Below are 16482 nucleotides of genomic sequence, written 5' to 3'. Positions count from 1 at the left end.
TTTTTGACCGAACGCTCTCGGATAAACATAGGCCAACCTAGCCTATCGAGCGGAATAACCTTATACAAACATTGTGCATTGTACAGGTTTGCCTGACCGCGTAATCTGCTTATAGCAAGGTTCGAAGAGGCCATCATGACAGTACCTATTGCCATCATCGGTGCCGGGATCGCCGGCCTTTCCGCAGCCCAGGCCTTGCAAAAGGCCGGGCAGACCGTCCACCTGTTCGACAAAGGCCATGGCAGCGGTGGGCGCATGGCCAGCAAGCGCAGCGAAGCTGGCGCGCTGGACCTGGGCGCCCAATACTTCACCGCCCGCGACCGACGCTTCGTCGAGCAGGTACAGCAGTGGGTGGCTGCCGGCTGGGCCGAGCAGTGGAAGCCGCAGCTGTACAACTACCGCGACGGCGAGCTAACCCCCTCCCCCGACGAACAGACCCGTTGGGTTGGCGTGCCACGCATGAGCGCGATCACCCGCGGTCTGCTCAAGGATGTCACGGTCAACTTCGGCTGCCGCATCGCCGAGGTATTTCGCGGCAAGCAGTACTGGCATCTGCAGGACACCGAAGGCTGCAGCCATGGCCCGTTCAGCCGCGTGGTGATCGCTGTGCCCGCGCCTCAGGCTACGCCTTTGCTGGCCGCCACGCCAAAACTGGCCGCGGTTGCCGCTGGCGTGCAAATGGAGCCGACCTGGGCGATTGCCCTGGCCTTCGAAACGCCACTCGATACGCCGATGCAAGGCTGCTTCGTACAGGACAATCCGCTCGACTGGCTGGCCCGCAACCGTAGCAAGCCAGGCCGCGACGAGCAGTTGGATACCTGGGTGCTGCATGCCACTTCAGACTGGAGCAAGCAGCATATCGACCTGAGCAAGGAGGCCGTGATCGAGCAATTGTGGGGTGAGTTCGCCGAACTGGTTGGCTGCGTGGTCCCCGCGCCCTCGTTCGCCCTGGCCCACCGCTGGCTTTACGCACGCCCCGCGGGCAACCATGAATGGGGCGCGTTGGCCGATGCCGACCTCGGCTTGTATGCCTGTGGCGATTGGTGCCTGTCGGGGCGGGTCGAGGGCGCTTGGCTGAGCGGGCAAGAGGCGGCCAGACGACTGCTGGAGCACCTGGACTAAGTAACCGGGCAACCTATACAGAAATAATTGTTTGCATAAGTTTATGGCTGTGCTGGAATAGACTTGTACATAAGATACGCCTGTGTACAAGTTTTCCGGAGACAGCGAATGAACGCCTCGTCGAAACCCCGCATCGGTATCAGTGCCTGCCTGCTCGGCCATAGCGTGCGCTACAACGCAGGTCACAAGGCTTCCGAGCTGTGCCTCAAAGATTTCGAGGCGCATTTCGATTGGGTGCCGCTGTGCCCGGAAGTGGCCATCGGCCTGGGCGTGCCGCGCGATCCGATCCGCCTGGTGGGTGATCCGCAGCGACCTGAAGTGGTCGCTACCCGCAACCCCGGGATGGACCTGTCCGGCCCGCTGCGCGCTTACGGCGAACAGATGGCCACTAAGCTCGATGATATCTGCGGCTACATCTTCATGCAGAAGTCGCCCTCCTGCGGCCTGGAGCGGGTCAAGGTGTACCAGGACAACGGTCATCCTTCGACCAAAGGCGGACGTGGCGCCTACGCCGATGAGTTCTGCGCGCGCCGCCCCGATCTACCTGTGGAGGAAGAAGGCCGCCTGCATGATCCGGTGCTTCGGGAAAACTTCATCAGCCGCGTCTATGCCTATGCCGACTGGCAGCAACAACTCGCCGAAGGACTCACTCGCGGGGCCTTGATCCGTTTCCATTCACGCTACAAATACCTGCTGATGGCCAATAACCCGCTGGCCTATCGTCAGCTTGGGCGGTTGCTGGGCAATCTGCGCCGTGATGACGACCCGCAGACCGTCGGTGCCGATTACTTCAGCCAGTTGATGCAGGCCTTGCGCCGCTGCGCCAGCCGTGGCACCCACGGCAATGTGCTGCAGCACCTGAGTGGTTACCTGCGCGGCGCACTAGGCAGTGACGACCGCGCCGAACTCCAGCAACTGATCGGCCAGTACCAGCAAGGCATCGTGCCGCTTGTAGTGCCGCTCACCTTGCTCAAACACCACCTGCGCAACCATCCGGATCCGTACTTGAACCAGCAAACCTATCTACAGCCACATCCCGAAAGCCTGGGATTGCGCAATGCCGTCTGAAACCCTGCTGGCCATTGGCGAGCTGGCGCGCCGCACTAGCGTCAACCCGGTCACCCTGCGCGCCTGGGAGCGACGTTACGGGCTGCTCAAGCCGCAGCGCACCGCCAAGGGGCACCGGTTGTATCCTGAGGAGCAAGTCGAGCGCGTGCAGACCATCCTCAGTTGGCTGGAACGCGGCGCTTCGGTGGGGCAGGTCCGCGAGCTGCTCGAGCGCGCGCCAAGCATCGCCCCCGTAGGCGATTGGCAGAGCCGTGAACAGGCGCTGATCGAGGCGATTGGCATGCTCGCCCAGCGCCCCCTTGACCACCAGCTCAACCAGGCCATGGCGCTGTACCCGGCGATCACCCTCTGCGAGCAGCTGCTGATGCCGCTGCTGCACAGCCTCGCACGGCGTTGGCAAACCCACTTCAACGCACGGTTGGAGCAAGCGTTCTTCCACACCTGGCTGCGCAGCAAGCTGGGGGCGCGGGTCTACCACGACAACCAGCAACTGCAAGGCAGCCCAATCCTGCTGGCCGTCGACAGCGAGCGTCCCTTCGATGCCCAGTTGTGGCTGTGCGCCTGGTTGCTGAGCAGCAGCGGCTATCCGGTCGAAGTGCTAGAGCAGCCGGTCAGTGGCGCGCAACTGCTACGCGCGATCAATCAGTGGCAACCACGTGCCCTGCTGCTGCACCTGGGCCCGCGTATCGATCTGGTGGCGCTGGAGCGCACCTTGCAGGGCATCGACGGGGTAAAACTCCTGGGCGGCGAGACAGTCTCCCTCCATGAGGCCCAGTTGCATGCCTTGGCACTGCCGCAGCTGTTGTTGTTCGACACTCCGCAGGCGGCCTTGCGCCTCCTGCAGCAATCACAGAGATGACTCACTCATGCAACTGATCTGGCTGCGCAGCGACCTGCGAATAGATGACAACAGCGCCCTGAGTGCCGCCTGTGCGCGTGGGCCGACCATTGCCCTGTGGATCGCCAGCCCCGGCCAATGGCTGGAACATGACGACGCGCCGTGCAAGGTCGATTTCTGGCTGCGCAACCTGCGCGAGCTGCGCCACTCGCTGGAACAACTGAACATCCCCTTGCTGATCCGCAAGACCGCGACCTGGCAGCAGGTGCCGCACGTGCTGCTTGAGGTCTGCCGTGAGCACCAGGTAGAAGCCGTGCACTGGAACGAGGAGTACGGCATCAATGAACAGCGACGCGACGAGGCCGTGCAAGCCCTGCTGGATCAGTCCGCAGTGTCCACATCGACCTATCTTGATCAACTGCTGCTGCGCCCAGGCACAGTGCTGACCCGCAGCGGGCACTACTTCCAAGTGTTCGGCCAATTCAAGCGCGCCTGCCTGGAGCGATTGCATCATGGCCTGCCAGCGCTGGCGCACAAGGTCAACGCCCAGGCGCCCTTAGCCATCGCCAATGACCCCATCCCACACCAGATCGAGGGTTTCGAGGCGCCCCCGCTCACCCTGCGCGAGCATTGGCCCGCTGGCGAAGCCGAGGCGCAGCGCCGCCTGGCGGCCTTTATCGAGGACGTGGTCGAGGATTATCCGCAGCTGCGTGACCTGCCCGCCGAACCTGGCACCAGCCAGCTCTCACCGTATCTGGCCGCCGGAGTGATTTCGCCACGCCAATGCCTGCACGCTGCCCTGTCCGCCAACCGCGGCGAGCTCGACAGCGGCAGCAGCGGGGTTCAGACCTGGATCAACGAGCTGCTCTGGCGCGAGTTCTACAAGCACATCCTGGTGGGTTATCCACAGGTGTCGCGCCATCGCCCGTTCCGTGCGCATACCGAAGCGCTGCCGTGGCGTGATGCCCCTGAAGACTTGAAGGCCTGGCAGGAAGGACGTACCGGTTTCCCACTGATCGACGCCGCCATGCGCCAACTGCTGGAAACCGGCTGGATGCACAATCGACTACGGATGATCGTCGCCATGTTCCTGAGCAAGAATCTACTGATCGACTGGCGCCAAGGCGAGCGCTACTTCATGCGTCACTTGATCGACGGCGACCTGGCAGCCAACAACGGCGGCTGGCAATGGAGCGCGTCGACCGGAACCGACTCAGTGCCTTACTTCCGCATCTTCAATCCGGTCACCCAATCGCAACGCTTCGACCCCAAGGGGCGCTTCATTCGCCATTGGCTACCTCAATTGAAGGGCCTGGATGAAAAAACTATTCATTTGCCCGTGAAGTCTGCCGATCTTTTTGCTACACATTCTTATCAGAGTCCGATTGTCGATCTCGCAAGTAGTCGCCAGCGCGCATTGGAAGCCTTCAAAGGCTTGGCCGGCTGGCAGGATCAGAGGGCAGTATCTTGAATAACTCACGCAGTTTCTGGGTGACAGGAGCGACCAATGGACTCGGTTTAGCTCTGGTGAGCGGATTGCTCGAGCAGGGGCATCGGGTCGCCGCCAGTGGTATGCAAAGCCAGGAGCTCACAGCCTTGGCCAGCCACTACCGCGAACGCCTGCTGCTTTTGCCTGGGCAGTTGCATGACAGTTCGCAGGCGCAGGCCGCCGTTACACAGCTGCAGGCGGCGTGGGGATCGCTGGATGGTTTGATCATCAATGCCGGCACCTGCGACTACCTGGCGGATGATCTGCCGGATACCGACCTGTTCCAAAGCATCGTTACCAGTAACCTGCAAGCCAGTGCCAATTGCCTGGCCGCCGCCCTGCCCTTGCTGGCCAAGGGCGATGCTGCGCAGGTCATGGCTATCCTCAGCCGTTACTCGGCGATGCAGCTGTATGAACCCAATCAGCCATTGAGTGGTTTCAACAGCCCTCCGCACTGGTTCCGCGAGCAGCGCCAGGTATTGCAGGATCTGGGTATCGATCTGACGCTAGTGGCGCCGCAGTCGTTGAAAGCGCCGGTGACGCTGGCCCAGGCGGTGCCTGAACAGTGGACGGCGCAGACTGCTGCGCAAGTATTGCTGGCCAGCCTGCCCAAGCGTGAACCTGAATTGGTGCTAGAGGCTCTGAGCCTCAACAGCCTTTGGCCGTTGCCACGGTAGGCAACAAGGGCCGCAAAGCGGCCCCAGCAAACCTAAAGTGCCATGCGGTAGTGCAGGCTATAGCTCTCAACCCCATCGTTGGGTTGCTTGATCCCGGCGTTGGAGTAATGAATGGCGCGCACGCCAATCTCATGCCCGCCGGCAAAGCGCAAACCAAAGCCGATGCGGTCCTCGAACTGGAAGGACGAACCCAGCTCATTGCTTTCAAGTTCGGTGCTGGAGAACGCCGCCACGCCGATTCCCGCTTCGATGTACGGCTTGACCGAGTCCCCGGCAAACTCGTAGACGAATACCGGCGCGAACGACAGGCTATGGTTGCTCGCGGTCTGATCGCCATCCCAGTAGGTGTACGCCCCATCCCAATAGCCAGTCAGGCGACCGACACTGGTCTGCCACCAGCTTGCATCCCAGTTCGATTGCAGACCCAACCGGTAGACCATGGTCAAATCGCCAGTCTGCCCCACCGAGAAAGAAACATCAGCGGCCTGCGCCGCGCCCAAGTGCCCCACAGTCAAGGCGGCAGCCGCCACCAAACCAAGCAGTTTCTTCATGAGAAACGTCCTTTTTCCTGATGCTGTTGTTAGTGTTTCGCCCTCACAGGCACAACAATAGAAATCGGCAGTTGTACGATAGTTCAGCTTTCTGCGTGGCTTTTCACACTTTTTTTACATCGAAAAGCTTTGCACACTGTCGGACTTCTTCCACAGCAACGGCAGGATTTTTCTCAAATTTTCCGGATCAGCACTGCTCCAGAACGCCGTATCGCGGGCCGGGCCGTCGGCCAGCAACTGGCGCTCGGCCAGTAGCCGTTGCAGCTGCCGCGCCACCGCAGCGCCGGTGTCGATGATCGCCACATCAGCCGGCACCATTTCGGCCAGCAGTGGACGCAAGAAGGGGTAGTGGGTGCAACCGAGAATCAAGGTATCGCAGCCGGCACTGAGCAGCGGCTGCACGTAGCCAGCCAGCAGCTGGCGCAATTGGGGGCTGAACAAGTCGCCCGCCTCGATGCACTCGACCAGGCCCGGACATGGCTGGGTGATTACCCGTACATCACTGGCAAAGCGATCGAGCAAGGCGGCGAACTTGGCACTCTGCAGGGTGCCGGTGGTGGCCAGCACCCCGACCACGCCCGAGCGGGTCGCCGCAGCAGCGGGCTTGACCGCAGGCTCCATGCCCACCAGCGGCCAGCTGGGATACAGCTCGCGCAGGTCGGCCACTGCGGCCACGGTAGCCGTGTTGCAGGCCAGAACCATGGCCTTGGCGCCTTGCTGCTGGAAGAACCCGGCGATATGGCGCAAGCGCTGGCGGATGTAATCGGGAGACTTTTCGCCATACGGCACATGCCCGCTGTCAGCCACATACAACAGCGACTCGTTGGGCAGCAGGCGCTGGATCTCGGCGAGTACCGACAGACCGCCGACCCCCGAATCCATCACGCCCACTGGCGCCAAACGATCAGCCATGGCGAGTGCCGCACACTGCACACGCAGGGTCGCGCTTGACCCGGAGCTCGCGCATACGCGTGCTCAGCGCGTCGATCAGCAGCAGCCGGCCGACCAATGGCTCGCCAAAGCCGGCGAGCAGCTTCAATGCCTCTAGCGCTTGCAGGCTGCCCACCAGCCCCACCAAGGGGCCGATCACGCCGGCTTCACTGCAAGTCAGTTCGGCTTCGCTACCATGGCCATACAGGCAGTGGTAGCACGGGCTGTTTTCCCGGCGCGGATCGAATACCGAAAGCTGCCCCTCCAGACGAATCGCCGCCCCACTGACCAGTGGCTTGCCAGCCGCCACGCAAGCGGCGTTGACCGCCTCACGGGTGGTGAAATTGTCGGAACAGTCCAGCACCAGGTCGACCGCTGCCACCGCAGCGGACAGCGAATCTTCATCCAGCGCCTGGCGATGAGCGACCAGCGTGATTTCAGGATTGATCGCCTGCAAGCGCTTGATCGCCGAATCCACCTTGCCCAGGCCAACGCTGTCGGTGTCGTGGATGATCTGGCGCTGCAGGTTGGTCAGGTCGACCGTATCGAAGTCAGCCAGGTGCAGTTCGCCGACACCCGCTGCCGCGAGATAGAGCGCGACCGGCGAGCCGAGCCCGCCCACGCCGACCACCAGCGCCTTGCTTTGCTTGAGCCGCAACTGGCCGTCGATGTCGACCTGGGCCAGCAGGATCTGCCGGCTGTAACGCAGCAGCTCCTGGTCACTCAGCATGGCAGGCGCCCCAAGGAGATGCGCTCATGGCCGCCCAGGTCAATCCGGCTGCAAACGTCACCGAAACCCTGCTGGCTGAGCAACTCACGCACGTCTGCGGCCTGATCGTAGCCGTGTTCGAGCAGCAGCCAGCCGCCCGGCAGCAAGTGTCCTGGGGCCTGGGCAATGATGACGCGCAAATCATCCAGCCCGTCCTGGCCCGCCACCAAGGCACTGCTCGGTTCGAAGCGGACATCGCCAGCCACCAGGTGCGGATCTTCGGCACGGATGTAGGGCGGGTTACTGATGATCAGGTCAAAAAGTTCGCCGTCCAGGGCGTCGTACCAGTGGCTGGTGCGCACGTGGACATTGTTCAGCTGCAGACGCTGGCGGTTGCGCTCGGCCAGGGCCACTGCCGCATCGATGCGGTCCACTGCCACCACCTGCCAAGCCGGTCGCTCGCTGGCCAGGGCCAGGGCGATGGCGCCCGTGCCGGTGCCCAAATCGAGCATTCGTGCGGGGGTCGCAGGCAGCAATTCAAGGGCAGTTTCCACCAACAGCTCGGTGTCTGGACGGGGAATCAGGGTATGCGGCGCCACTTCCAGGTCGAGCTTCCAGAAGCCCTGCTGACCGAGGATGTACGCCACTGGCTCACCGGCGCGACGGCGGCTGAGGAAATCGGCGAACACTTGCGCCGCCTCGCTGCTGACGATTCGCTCGGGCCAGGTGTGCAGGTAGCTGCGCGACTTGCCCAGGGCGGCAGCCAGCAGCAGCTCGGCATCCAGCCGTTCGGTCGGGGAGTCGGGCAGCTGCGCGTTGCGCAGCAGGCTGGCGATGATGGTCATTATTCCCCCAGGGCGGCCAATTGATCGGCCTGGTACTCGGCCAGCAACGGTTCGATCACGGCTTCGACGCCACCGGCGAGGATGTCGTCGAGCGAGTACAGGGTCAGGTTGATGCGGTGATCGGTGACTCGGCCCTGTGGATAGTTGTAGGTGCGGATCCGCTCGGAGCGGTCACCGGAGCCGACCAGCAGCTTGCGCTCGCTGGCAATCGCGTTCTGCGCGGCGCTGGTCTGAATGTCGTTGAGCTTGGCCGACAACCAGGACATGGCGCGAGCACGGTTCTTGTGCTGCGAGCGCTCTTCCTGGCACTCGACCACGATCCCGGTGGGCAAGTGGGTAATGCGGATTGCCGAGTCGGTCTTGTTGATGTGCTGACCACCGGCGCCAGAGGCACGGTAGGTGTCGACACGCAGGTCGGCCGGGTTGATCTCGATCGCCACCTGCTCATCCGGCTCGGGCAGTACCGCCACGGTACACGCCGAGGTGTGGATACGCCCCTGCGACTCGGTCTCTGGCACGCGTTGCACGCGATGCGCGCCCGACTCGAACTTGAGCTTGGCGTAGACATTGTCGCCTTCGACCCGGGCGATGATTTCCTTGTAGCCGCCGTGCTCGCCCTCGTTCTCGGAGAGAATCTCCAGGCGCCAGCCGCGTTTTTCGGCGTAGCGCGAGTACATGCGGAACAGATCGCCGGAGAAAATCGCCGCCTCGTCACCGCCGGTGCCAGCGCGGATTTCCAGGAACACGTTGCGCCCGTCGTTAGGGTCCTTGGGCAGCAGCATGCGCTGCAGCTGAACCTCCAACGCAGCCAGCTGCTCCTTGGCCTCGCGCACTTCTTCCACGGCCATTTCGCGCAGGTCCGGGTCGCTGTCCTTGAGCAGCGCTTGCGCGCCTTCGAGGTCGTCCTGAACCTTGCGCCACTCCTTAAAAGCAGTGATCACCGGCTCGACTTCGGCGTACTCGCGCGAATAGGCACGAAAACGGGTCTGGTCGGAAATGACCTCGGCATCGCCCAGCAGGGCGGTGAGTTCCTCGAAGCGATCCTGGAGAATGTCCAGTTTGTTCAGCAGCGACGCTTTCATTGCGGGGGTTTGTCCGTGGAGCCCTCATTGAGGGCAAAGAGTTCCTGGGCCATGGCCAGCGCATCGACGCGGCCCTCGGCCGAGAGCTTTTTCAGTTGCACGCTGGGCGCGTGCAGGAGTTTGTTAGTCAGACCGCGAGCCAGCTGGGCCAGCACATCTTCCGGGTTGCCACCGTTGGCCAGCAGGCGCTGGGCCTTTTGCAGTTCTTCATCGCGCAGGCGCTCGCTCTGCTGGCGGTAGGCCTTGAGCACATCCACCGCGGCCAGCTCGCGCAGGCGCACCATGAAATCCTCGGCGCCCACCGAGACCAGCTCTTCGGCGGCCTGGGCCGCGCCCTGGCGGCTCTTGAGGTTTTCCGCGACCACATCGTGCAGGTCGTCGACGGTATACAGGTAGACGTCGTCCAATTCGCCAACTTCTGGCTCGATATCGCGCGGCACGGCAATGTCGACCATGAAGATCGGTTTGTGCCGGCGCTGTTTCAAGGCGCTTTCCACCGCCCCTTTGCCGAGGATCGGCAACTGACTGGCGGTCGAACTGATGACGATGTCACTGTTGGCCAATTCCTGGGGGATGTCGGCCAGCAGCACGGCATGCGCGCCAAACTGTTCGGCAAGAATACTGGCGCGCTCCAGTGTCCGGTTGGCCACCACGATGCGCCGCACACCTTGCTCATGCAGATGGCGGGCGACCAGGGTGATGGTCTCGCCAGCACCGATCAGCAGCGCTTGACTGCGGCCCAGGTCGCTGAAGATCTGCCGGGCCAGGCTAACTGCGGCAAATGCCACCGACACCGGGTTCTCGCCGATCGCGGTGTCGGTGCGCACCTGCTTGGCGGCGCTGAAGGTGGCCTGGAACAACCGGCCAAGCAGCGGACCAATGGTGCCAGCCTCGCGAGCGACGGCGTAGGCCGACTTCATCTGGCCAAGAATCTGCGGCTCGCCAAGCACCAGCGAGTCGAGCCCGGAGGCGACCCGCATCATATGCCGCACGGCGTCGTGCTCTTCGTGCACGTAGGCACTGGCGCGCAGCTCGTCGAGGCTAAGCTTATGGTACTCGGCCAGCCATTGCAGCACGGCATCGGCTGCCAGGTGGTCCTGCTCTATATAGAGCTCACTGCGGTTGCAGGTCGAAAGAATCGCCGCCTCACGGCTGGCGGTCAGTCGGCAAAGCTGCTGCAGGGCATCGACCAGCTGCTCTGGCGTAAACGCCACGCGCTCGCGTACGTCTACCGAGGCAGTCTTATGGTTGATACCAAGTGCAAGAAAGGCCATGCAAGGTCGCTGGTTGTGACGTGAAGCCGATAATTGTCCTACTTCGCAGGATTCAGAACAACCACCGTTCGCTATTGTCCTAATAGATTGCGGCCATACCCAGCCGCAAACACAGTCATCCTGAAATGAACAGCATGCCTTCGCAGGTGGGTTTGCCACTGCGCTTGTGTCATCATGCTCCGACCGCCGGTTAGCACTTCTAAGCCTCATCTATGAATAGATCCTACGCACTGCTGCTTACCCTCGCCCTGCTCCAGGGCTGCCAGAGCCTGGCCCCGAAAGACAGCGAGGCGCAGTCGCCTGTTGCCGCCAAGGCCGAGCAGGAAAAGCCCGTGGCGTACGGATCGTTCAAGCAGGAAACCGTCTACAGCCTGCTGGTAGCGGAGCTGGCCGGCCAGCGCAACCGCTTCGACATCGCCCTGGCCAACTACGTCGATCAGGCCGAGAAAACCCAAGACCCCGCCGTTTCCGAACGCGCCTACCGCATCGCCGAGTACCTCGGGGCTGACGAACCGGCCCTGGATACCGCGTTGATCTGGGCGCGCAATGACGCGCAGAACCTCGATGCGCAGCGCGCCGCCGCAATCCAGCTGGCACGCTCCGGGCGTTATGACGAATCCATGACCTACATGGAAAAAGTCCTGCAAGGCCAAGGCGATACTCACTTCGACTTCCTCGCCCTGTCGGCCGCCGAAACCGACCAAAGCACCCGTGACGGCCTGATGCAAAGCTTCGAACGGCTGCTGGTCAAATACCCCAATAACGGTCAGCTGGTGTTCGGCAAGGCGCTGCTGCTCAATCAAGACGGCAAGGCTGAAGAAGCGCTGTCGCTGCTCGAGGCGCACCCGCCGCAAAACGGCGAAATCGCCCCGATCCTGCTTCGCGCTCGCCTGCTACAAGCCTTGGACCGTGGTTCGGAGGCCTTGCCGCTGCTGCGCGGGGCAATCCGCGACAACCCCGACGACAAACGCCTGCGCCTGACCTACGCCCGCACCTTGGTAGAACAGGATCGCATCGGCGACGCCAAGGCCGAATTCGAAAGCATGCTCCAGCAGTACCCGGAGGATGACGAGCTGCGTTACTCGCTGGCGTTGGTGTGCCTGGAAAACAAAGACTGGGACGAAGCCGAGGGCTACCTGCAAGAGCTGGTCGAGCGCGACAGTAACGTCGATGCCGCGCACCTGAACCTGGGACGCATCCGCGAGGAGCGCAACGACCCTGAAGCGGCGCTGCGCGAGTACGCCCTGGTCGGCACCGGCCCAGACTATCTGCCGGCGCAACTGCGCCAGGCCGACATCCTGATTGCCAATGGCCGCGGCAGCGAAGCCTCGCGCCTGCTCGCCGAAGCCCGCGAAGCGCAACCGGACTACGCCATCCAGCTGTACCTGATCGAAGCCGAGAGCTACGGCAACAACGGCAAGGACGCGCAAGCCGACCAGGTACTGCAACAAGCGATCAAGCGCTACCCGGACGACCTCAACCTGCTCTACACCCGCGCCATGCTGGCGGAGAAGCGCGGCGATCTTGCCGAAATGGAAAAAGACCTGCGCGCAATCATCGCCCGCGAGCCGGAAAACGCCATGGCCATCAACGCCCTGGGCTACACCCTGGCCGACCGCACCACCCGCTATGCCGAGGCCAAGCAGCTGATCGAAAAAGCCCATCAGCTGACTCCGGATGACCCCGCCGTACTCGACAGCCTGGGCTGGGTCAACTACCGCCTGGGCAACCTCGACGAGGCCGAACGCCTGCTGCGCCAGGCTTTGGAGCGCTTCCCCGACCATGAAGTGGCTGCCCACCTGGGCGAAGTGCTCTGGGCCAACGGCAAGCGTCGTGAAGCTCGCCAGGTCTGGGCCAAAGCCTTCCAAGCCCAGCCCGACAGCACCATCCTGCGCAAGACCGTCTTGCGCCTGACCGGATCAGAGACCCTCTAAGCCATGTTTCTGCGTCATTGCATCACCTTTACCCTGATCGCCCTGCTGGCCGGTTGCGCCGGCTTCGGTTCTCGCGAAGCCTTGCACGGCCAGGGCGACCCAAAGCTGTGGCGTGAGCACAAAGCTCAGCTGAGCACCCTCGACGGCTGGCAGATCAACGGCAAGGTCGGTATCCGTGCGCCGAAAGACTCCGGCAGCGGCACCCTGTTCTGGCTGCAACGCCAGGACTACTACGACATCCGCCTGGCCGGCCCGCTCGGCCGTGGCGCCGCGCGGCTGACCGGTCGCCCCGGCGGCGTGGTGCTGGAAGTGGCCAATCAGGGCCGCTATGAAGCACCCAGTCCTGAGGCTCTGCTCGAACAACAACTGGGCTGGCAGTTGCCGGTTTCCCACCTGGTCTGGTGGGTGCGCGGCCTGCCCGCTCCTGACAGCAAGAGCCAGCTGACCCTGGGCGATGACAGCCGCCTGGCCAGCCTCAGCCAAGACGGCTGGCAAGTGCAGTACCTGAGCTACACCGAGCAAAACGGCTACTGGCTGCCCGAGCGCCTTAAGTTGCACGGCAAAGATATCGACGTGACCCTGGTGGTCAAAGACTGGCAACCACGCCAGCTGGGGCATTGATCTGTGGATAAGCTCACCCTGCCTGCCCCGGCCAAGCTCAATCTCTGGCTGCACATCATCGGTCGCCGCGCCGATGGTTATCACGAGCTGGAAACCGTTTTCCAATTCCTCGACTACGCCGACCATCTGACCTTCGCCGTGCGCGACGACGGCCAGGTGCGTTTGCAAACCGCAATTAACGGGGTCGACCACGACAGTAACCTGATCGTGCGCGCCGCCCGCCAACTGCAAGCGCAATCGGGCTGTACGCTGGGCGTCGACATCTGGCTGGACAAGATCCTGCCCATGGGCGGCGGCATCGGCGGCGGCAGTTCCGATGCCGCCACCACCTTGCTGGGCCTGAACCATCTGTGGCAACTGGGCTGGGATGCCGATCGCCTGGCCCAGCTGGGCCTGAGCCTGGGCGCCGACGTGCCAGTGTTCGTCCACGGTCACGCAGCGTTCGCCCAAGGCGTCGGTGAACAGCTGACCCCGGTCGATCCAGAACAGCCGTGGTATGTCGTGCTGGTGCCGCAAGTGTCTGTCAGCACAGCGGAAATTTTTTCACATCCGCAGTTGACACGTGATTCCCTCCCCCTTAAGATGCGCCCCGTTCCCGAGGGAAACAGTCGAAATGACTGCCAACCGGTGGTAGAGCAAAGTTATCCAGAAGTTCGCAATGCGTTGAATCTACTGGGTAAATACACTGAAGCTCGACTGACCGGCACTGGAAGTTGTGTGTTTGGGGCCTTCCCAAGCAAAGCCGAAGCTGATAAAGTTCTGGCCCTTCTTTCAGAGACCCAAACAGGGTTTGTGGCGAAAGGAAGCAATATTTCGATGTTGCATCAACAGCTACAAAGTCTGCTCTAGAAGTCGAGTGCCAAGCACTCGCAGCAACAGATACAGGGGCGTCGCCAAGCGGTAAGGCAGCAGGTTTTGATCCTGCCATGCGTTGGTTCGAATCCAGCCGCCCCTGCCATTTTCCTTATACTCATCCAGGTATACCCTCAGCCTTCAGGTACTGCGCGTGTCCAAGATGATGGTCTTTACGGGGAACGCTAACCCCGATCTGGCTCGGCGTGTCGTACGTCAGCTGCATATCCCTCTCGGTGACGTCTCTGTCGGTAAATTCTCCGACGGCGAGATCAGCACTGAGATCAATGAAAATGTCCGCGGTAAAGACGTCTTCATTATTCAGCCGACCTGCGCTCCGACCAACGATAATCTGATGGAACTGGTAGTGATGGCCGACGCCTTCCGCCGCTCCTCAGCTTCCCGAATCACTGCCGTGATTCCTTACTTCGGATACGCCCGCCAGGACCGCCGTCCGCGTTCGGCACGTGTAGCCATCAGCGCCAAAGTTGTCGCTGACATGCTCACTGTCGTGGGTATCGACCGTGTTCTCACCGTCGACCTGCACGCTGACCAGATCCAGGGTTTCTTCGATATTCCTGTCGACAACATCTACGGCTCGCCCGTATTGGTCGACGATATCGAAGACCAGCGTTTCGAGAACCTGATGATCGTCTCCCCAGACATCGGCGGCGTCGTGCGTGCACGTGCTGTTGCCAAGTCGCTGGGTGTCGATCTGGGTATCATCGACAAACGCCGTGAAAAGGCCAATCACTCCGAAGTGATGCATATCATCGGCGACGTCGAAGGACGCACTTGCATCCTGGTAGACGACATGGTCGACACCGCCGGCACCCTGTGCCACGCGGCCAAGGCCCTGAAAGAACACGGCGCTGCCAAGGTTTACGCCTACTGCACGCACCCTGTTCTGTCTGGCCGAGCGATCGAGAACATCGAGAAGTCGGTACTGGACGAGCTGGTGGTGACCAACACCATCCCGCTGTCCGCCGCTGCTCAAGCCTGTGACCGTATCCGCCAGTTGGATATCGCACCGGTTGTCGCTGAAGCGGTCCGCCGTATCAGCAACGAAGAATCGATCAGCGCGATGTTCCGCTAAGCGGAACACACGTTGACGAAAAGCGCCCCGCCCCAACACTCGCTGTTGGGGCGGGGCTTTTTTGCCCACCCCGTTTGGCGCTGGTCGCAAACGCCTGCGGGAGATGGCTATTTTGGAGAAACAAAATGACTGATTTCATCCTGAACGCCCAAGCGCGTACTGACCTGGGGAAAGGTGCGAGCCGCCGCCTGCGTCACTCCGCCAGCATCCCTGCCGTTGTCTACGGTGGCGGTAAAGAAGCGCAATCCCTGACCATCGTGGCCAAGGAAATCGCCAAACTGTTCGAAAACGAAGCTGCCTACAGCCACGTGATCGAGCTGAACGTTGACGGCGCCAAGCAAAACGTCATCGTTAAAGCCATGCAGCGTCACCCAGCCAAGCAATTCATCATGCACGCTGACTTCATTCGCGTCGTTGCTGGCCAGAAGCTGACTGCTGTTGTTCCAGTGCACTTCATCAACGAAGAAGCACCGGTCAAGAAAGGCGGCGAGATCTCGCACGTTGAGTCGCAGATCGAAGTGTCCTGCGAAGCCAAGGACCTGCCAGAGTTCATCGAAGTCGACCTGGCTAACGCTGAAATCGGCACCATCATCCACCTGTCGGACCTGAAAGCTCCGAAAGGCGTAGAGTTCGTAGCTCTGGCCCACGGTGATGACAAAGCTGTTGCCAACGTTCACGCTCCGCGTGTTGCGCCGGAAGCTGCAGAAGGCGCTGCTGAGTAATCTACTCGGCACGCCGGTGTTGACCGGGTTACAGTGCTCAGCGCTGTAACCCACCAACTCCAAGGAAGAGCCCCTACGTGACCGCCATCCAGTTGATCGTTGGCCTGGGTAACCCCGGCCCCGAATACGAACAGACCCGGCATAACGCAGGGGCTCTTTTCGTTGAACGCATTGCTAGCGCCCAGCGTGTCTCCTTGACTGCTGACCGCAAATATTTCGGCCTGACGGGTAAATTCAGCCATCAGGGCAACGACGTTCGTCTGTTGATCCCCACCACCTACATGAACCGTAGCGGCCAGTCCGTAGCGGCTTTGGCCAATTTCTTCCGGATCAAGCCGGAAGCTATTCTGGTGGCTCACGACGAACTCGACCTGCCTCCCGGCGTCGCCAAGCTCAAGAAGGGCGGCGGCCACGGCGGGCATAACGGCCTGCGCGACATCATCGCGCAGCTCGGCAACCAGAACGACTTCCATCGCCTGCGGCTCGGCATCGGCCACCCAGGTGACGCCAAGCTGGTCTCCAACTTCGTCCTCGGCCGCGCACCGCGCGCTGAACAGGACAAGCTCGACGCCAGCATCGACTTTGCCCTCGGCGTGCTGCCGGACGTGCTCGCCGGCGACTTCGCCAAGGCCATGCGCGAGCTGCACGGCCAGAAGGCCTGATATCACCTAG

Annotated in this window: 17 protein-coding genes and 1 tRNA gene; 12 read left to right on the top strand and 6 right to left on the bottom strand. The window is 62.0% G+C overall.

Annotated elements, in window-relative coordinates:
* The first annotated feature begins 135 nt into the window (after positions 1-135).
* The 5 genes from HU737_RS00615 (at position 136) to HU737_RS00595 (ending at position 5194) form a co-directional block, all read left to right on the top strand.
* Positions 136-1122, top strand: a complete 987-nt coding sequence (locus tag HU737_RS00615) for an NAD(P)/FAD-dependent oxidoreductase (RefSeq protein ID WP_186554185.1) — start codon at positions 136-138, stop codon at positions 1120-1122.
* Positions 1123-1230: 108 nt separating this feature from the next.
* Positions 1231-2190 (top strand): DUF523 and DUF1722 domain-containing protein, encoded by a 960-nt coding sequence (locus HU737_RS00610; protein ID WP_186554186.1) that lies wholly within the window; start codon positions 1231-1233, stop codon positions 2188-2190.
* A complete protein-coding gene (locus tag HU737_RS00605) occupies positions 2180-3049 on the top strand; it encodes a MerR family transcriptional regulator (protein ID WP_186554187.1) in 870 nt (289 codons plus the stop codon). Before HU737_RS00610 ends, HU737_RS00605 begins: the two co-directional genes overlap by 11 nt.
* A gap of 7 nt (positions 3050-3056) precedes the next feature.
* Positions 3057-4499, top strand: a complete 1443-nt coding sequence (gene phrB, locus HU737_RS00600) for a deoxyribodipyrimidine photo-lyase (RefSeq protein WP_186554188.1) — start codon at positions 3057-3059, stop codon at positions 4497-4499.
* A complete protein-coding gene (locus HU737_RS00595) occupies positions 4496-5194 on the top strand; it encodes an SDR family oxidoreductase (RefSeq protein ID WP_186554189.1) in 699 nt (232 codons plus the stop codon). Before phrB ends, HU737_RS00595 begins: the two co-directional genes overlap by 4 nt.
* Before the next feature lie 32 nt (positions 5195-5226).
* On the opposite strand, the gene HU737_RS00590 is transcribed toward HU737_RS00595, so the two are convergent.
* The 6 genes from HU737_RS00590 to hemA form a co-directional block, all read right to left on the bottom strand.
* The gene (locus tag HU737_RS00590) at positions 5227-5745 is read right to left on the bottom strand and encodes an acyloxyacyl hydrolase (protein ID WP_186554190.1); all 519 of its coding nucleotides are present in this window, start codon (positions 5743-5745) and stop codon (positions 5227-5229) included.
* A 114-nt stretch (positions 5746-5859) separates the two neighbouring features.
* Positions 5860-6657, bottom strand: a complete 798-nt coding sequence (gene murI, locus HU737_RS00585) for a glutamate racemase (RefSeq protein ID WP_186554191.1) — start codon at positions 6655-6657, stop codon at positions 5860-5862.
* Entirely contained in the window at positions 6650-7405 is a 756-nt protein-coding gene (locus tag HU737_RS00580; protein ID WP_186554192.1) for a molybdopterin-synthase adenylyltransferase MoeB, read from the bottom strand. The genes murI and HU737_RS00580 overlap by 8 nt, the downstream gene beginning before the upstream one ends.
* Positions 7399-8229 carry a peptide chain release factor N(5)-glutamine methyltransferase gene (gene prmC, locus HU737_RS00575; RefSeq protein WP_186554193.1) on the bottom strand — a complete coding sequence of 277 codons (831 nt, stop codon included), beginning with the start codon at positions 8227-8229 and terminating at the stop codon, positions 7399-7401. The genes HU737_RS00580 and prmC overlap by 7 nt, the downstream gene beginning before the upstream one ends.
* Entirely contained in the window at positions 8229-9311 is a 1083-nt protein-coding gene (gene prfA / locus HU737_RS00570) for a peptide chain release factor 1 (RefSeq protein ID WP_186554194.1), read from the bottom strand. Before prfA ends, prmC begins: the two co-directional genes overlap by 1 nt.
* On the bottom strand, positions 9308-10585 hold the full coding sequence (gene hemA / locus HU737_RS00565) for a glutamyl-tRNA reductase (protein ID WP_186554195.1): 1278 nt from the start codon (positions 10583-10585) through the stop codon (positions 9308-9310). The genes prfA and hemA overlap by 4 nt, the downstream gene beginning before the upstream one ends.
* A gap of 212 nt (positions 10586-10797) precedes the next feature.
* Between hemA and HU737_RS00560 the strand changes: the two genes are divergently transcribed.
* From HU737_RS00560 to pth, 7 genes are all read left to right on the top strand, one after another.
* Complete coding sequence (locus HU737_RS00560; RefSeq protein ID WP_186554196.1) at positions 10798-12519, top strand: tetratricopeptide repeat protein; 1722 nt, start codon at positions 10798-10800, stop codon at positions 12517-12519.
* Between the two features lie 3 nt (positions 12520-12522).
* Complete coding sequence (gene lolB, locus HU737_RS00555; protein ID WP_186554197.1) at positions 12523-13140, top strand: lipoprotein insertase outer membrane protein LolB; 618 nt, start codon at positions 12523-12525, stop codon at positions 13138-13140.
* A 3-nt stretch (positions 13141-13143) separates the two neighbouring features.
* A complete protein-coding gene (gene ispE, locus HU737_RS00550; RefSeq protein ID WP_186554198.1) occupies positions 13144-13989 on the top strand; it encodes a 4-(cytidine 5'-diphospho)-2-C-methyl-D-erythritol kinase in 846 nt (281 codons plus the stop codon).
* Positions 13990-14023: 34 nt separating this feature from the next.
* A tRNA-Gln gene (locus HU737_RS00545) sits at positions 14024-14098 on the top strand.
* Between the two features lie 48 nt (positions 14099-14146).
* Positions 14147-15088 (top strand): ribose-phosphate pyrophosphokinase, encoded by a 942-nt coding sequence (locus tag HU737_RS00540; RefSeq protein ID WP_099773531.1) that lies wholly within the window; start codon positions 14147-14149, stop codon positions 15086-15088.
* A 125-nt stretch (positions 15089-15213) separates the two neighbouring features.
* Entirely contained in the window at positions 15214-15810 is a 597-nt protein-coding gene (locus HU737_RS00535; RefSeq protein ID WP_186554199.1) for a 50S ribosomal protein L25/general stress protein Ctc, read from the top strand.
* A 77-nt stretch (positions 15811-15887) separates the two neighbouring features.
* On the top strand, positions 15888-16472 hold the full coding sequence (pth, locus tag HU737_RS00530; RefSeq protein ID WP_186554200.1) for an aminoacyl-tRNA hydrolase: 585 nt from the start codon (positions 15888-15890) through the stop codon (positions 16470-16472).
* The last annotated feature ends 10 nt before the right edge of the window (positions 16473-16482 follow it).

The organism is Pseudomonas urmiensis, assembly GCF_014268815.2.
Lineage (GTDB): Bacteria > Pseudomonadota > Gammaproteobacteria > Pseudomonadales > Pseudomonadaceae > Aquipseudomonas > Aquipseudomonas urmiensis.
The sequence above is the reverse complement of the archived record's forward strand: the minus strand, read 5'-3'. Positions and strand labels throughout refer to the sequence as shown.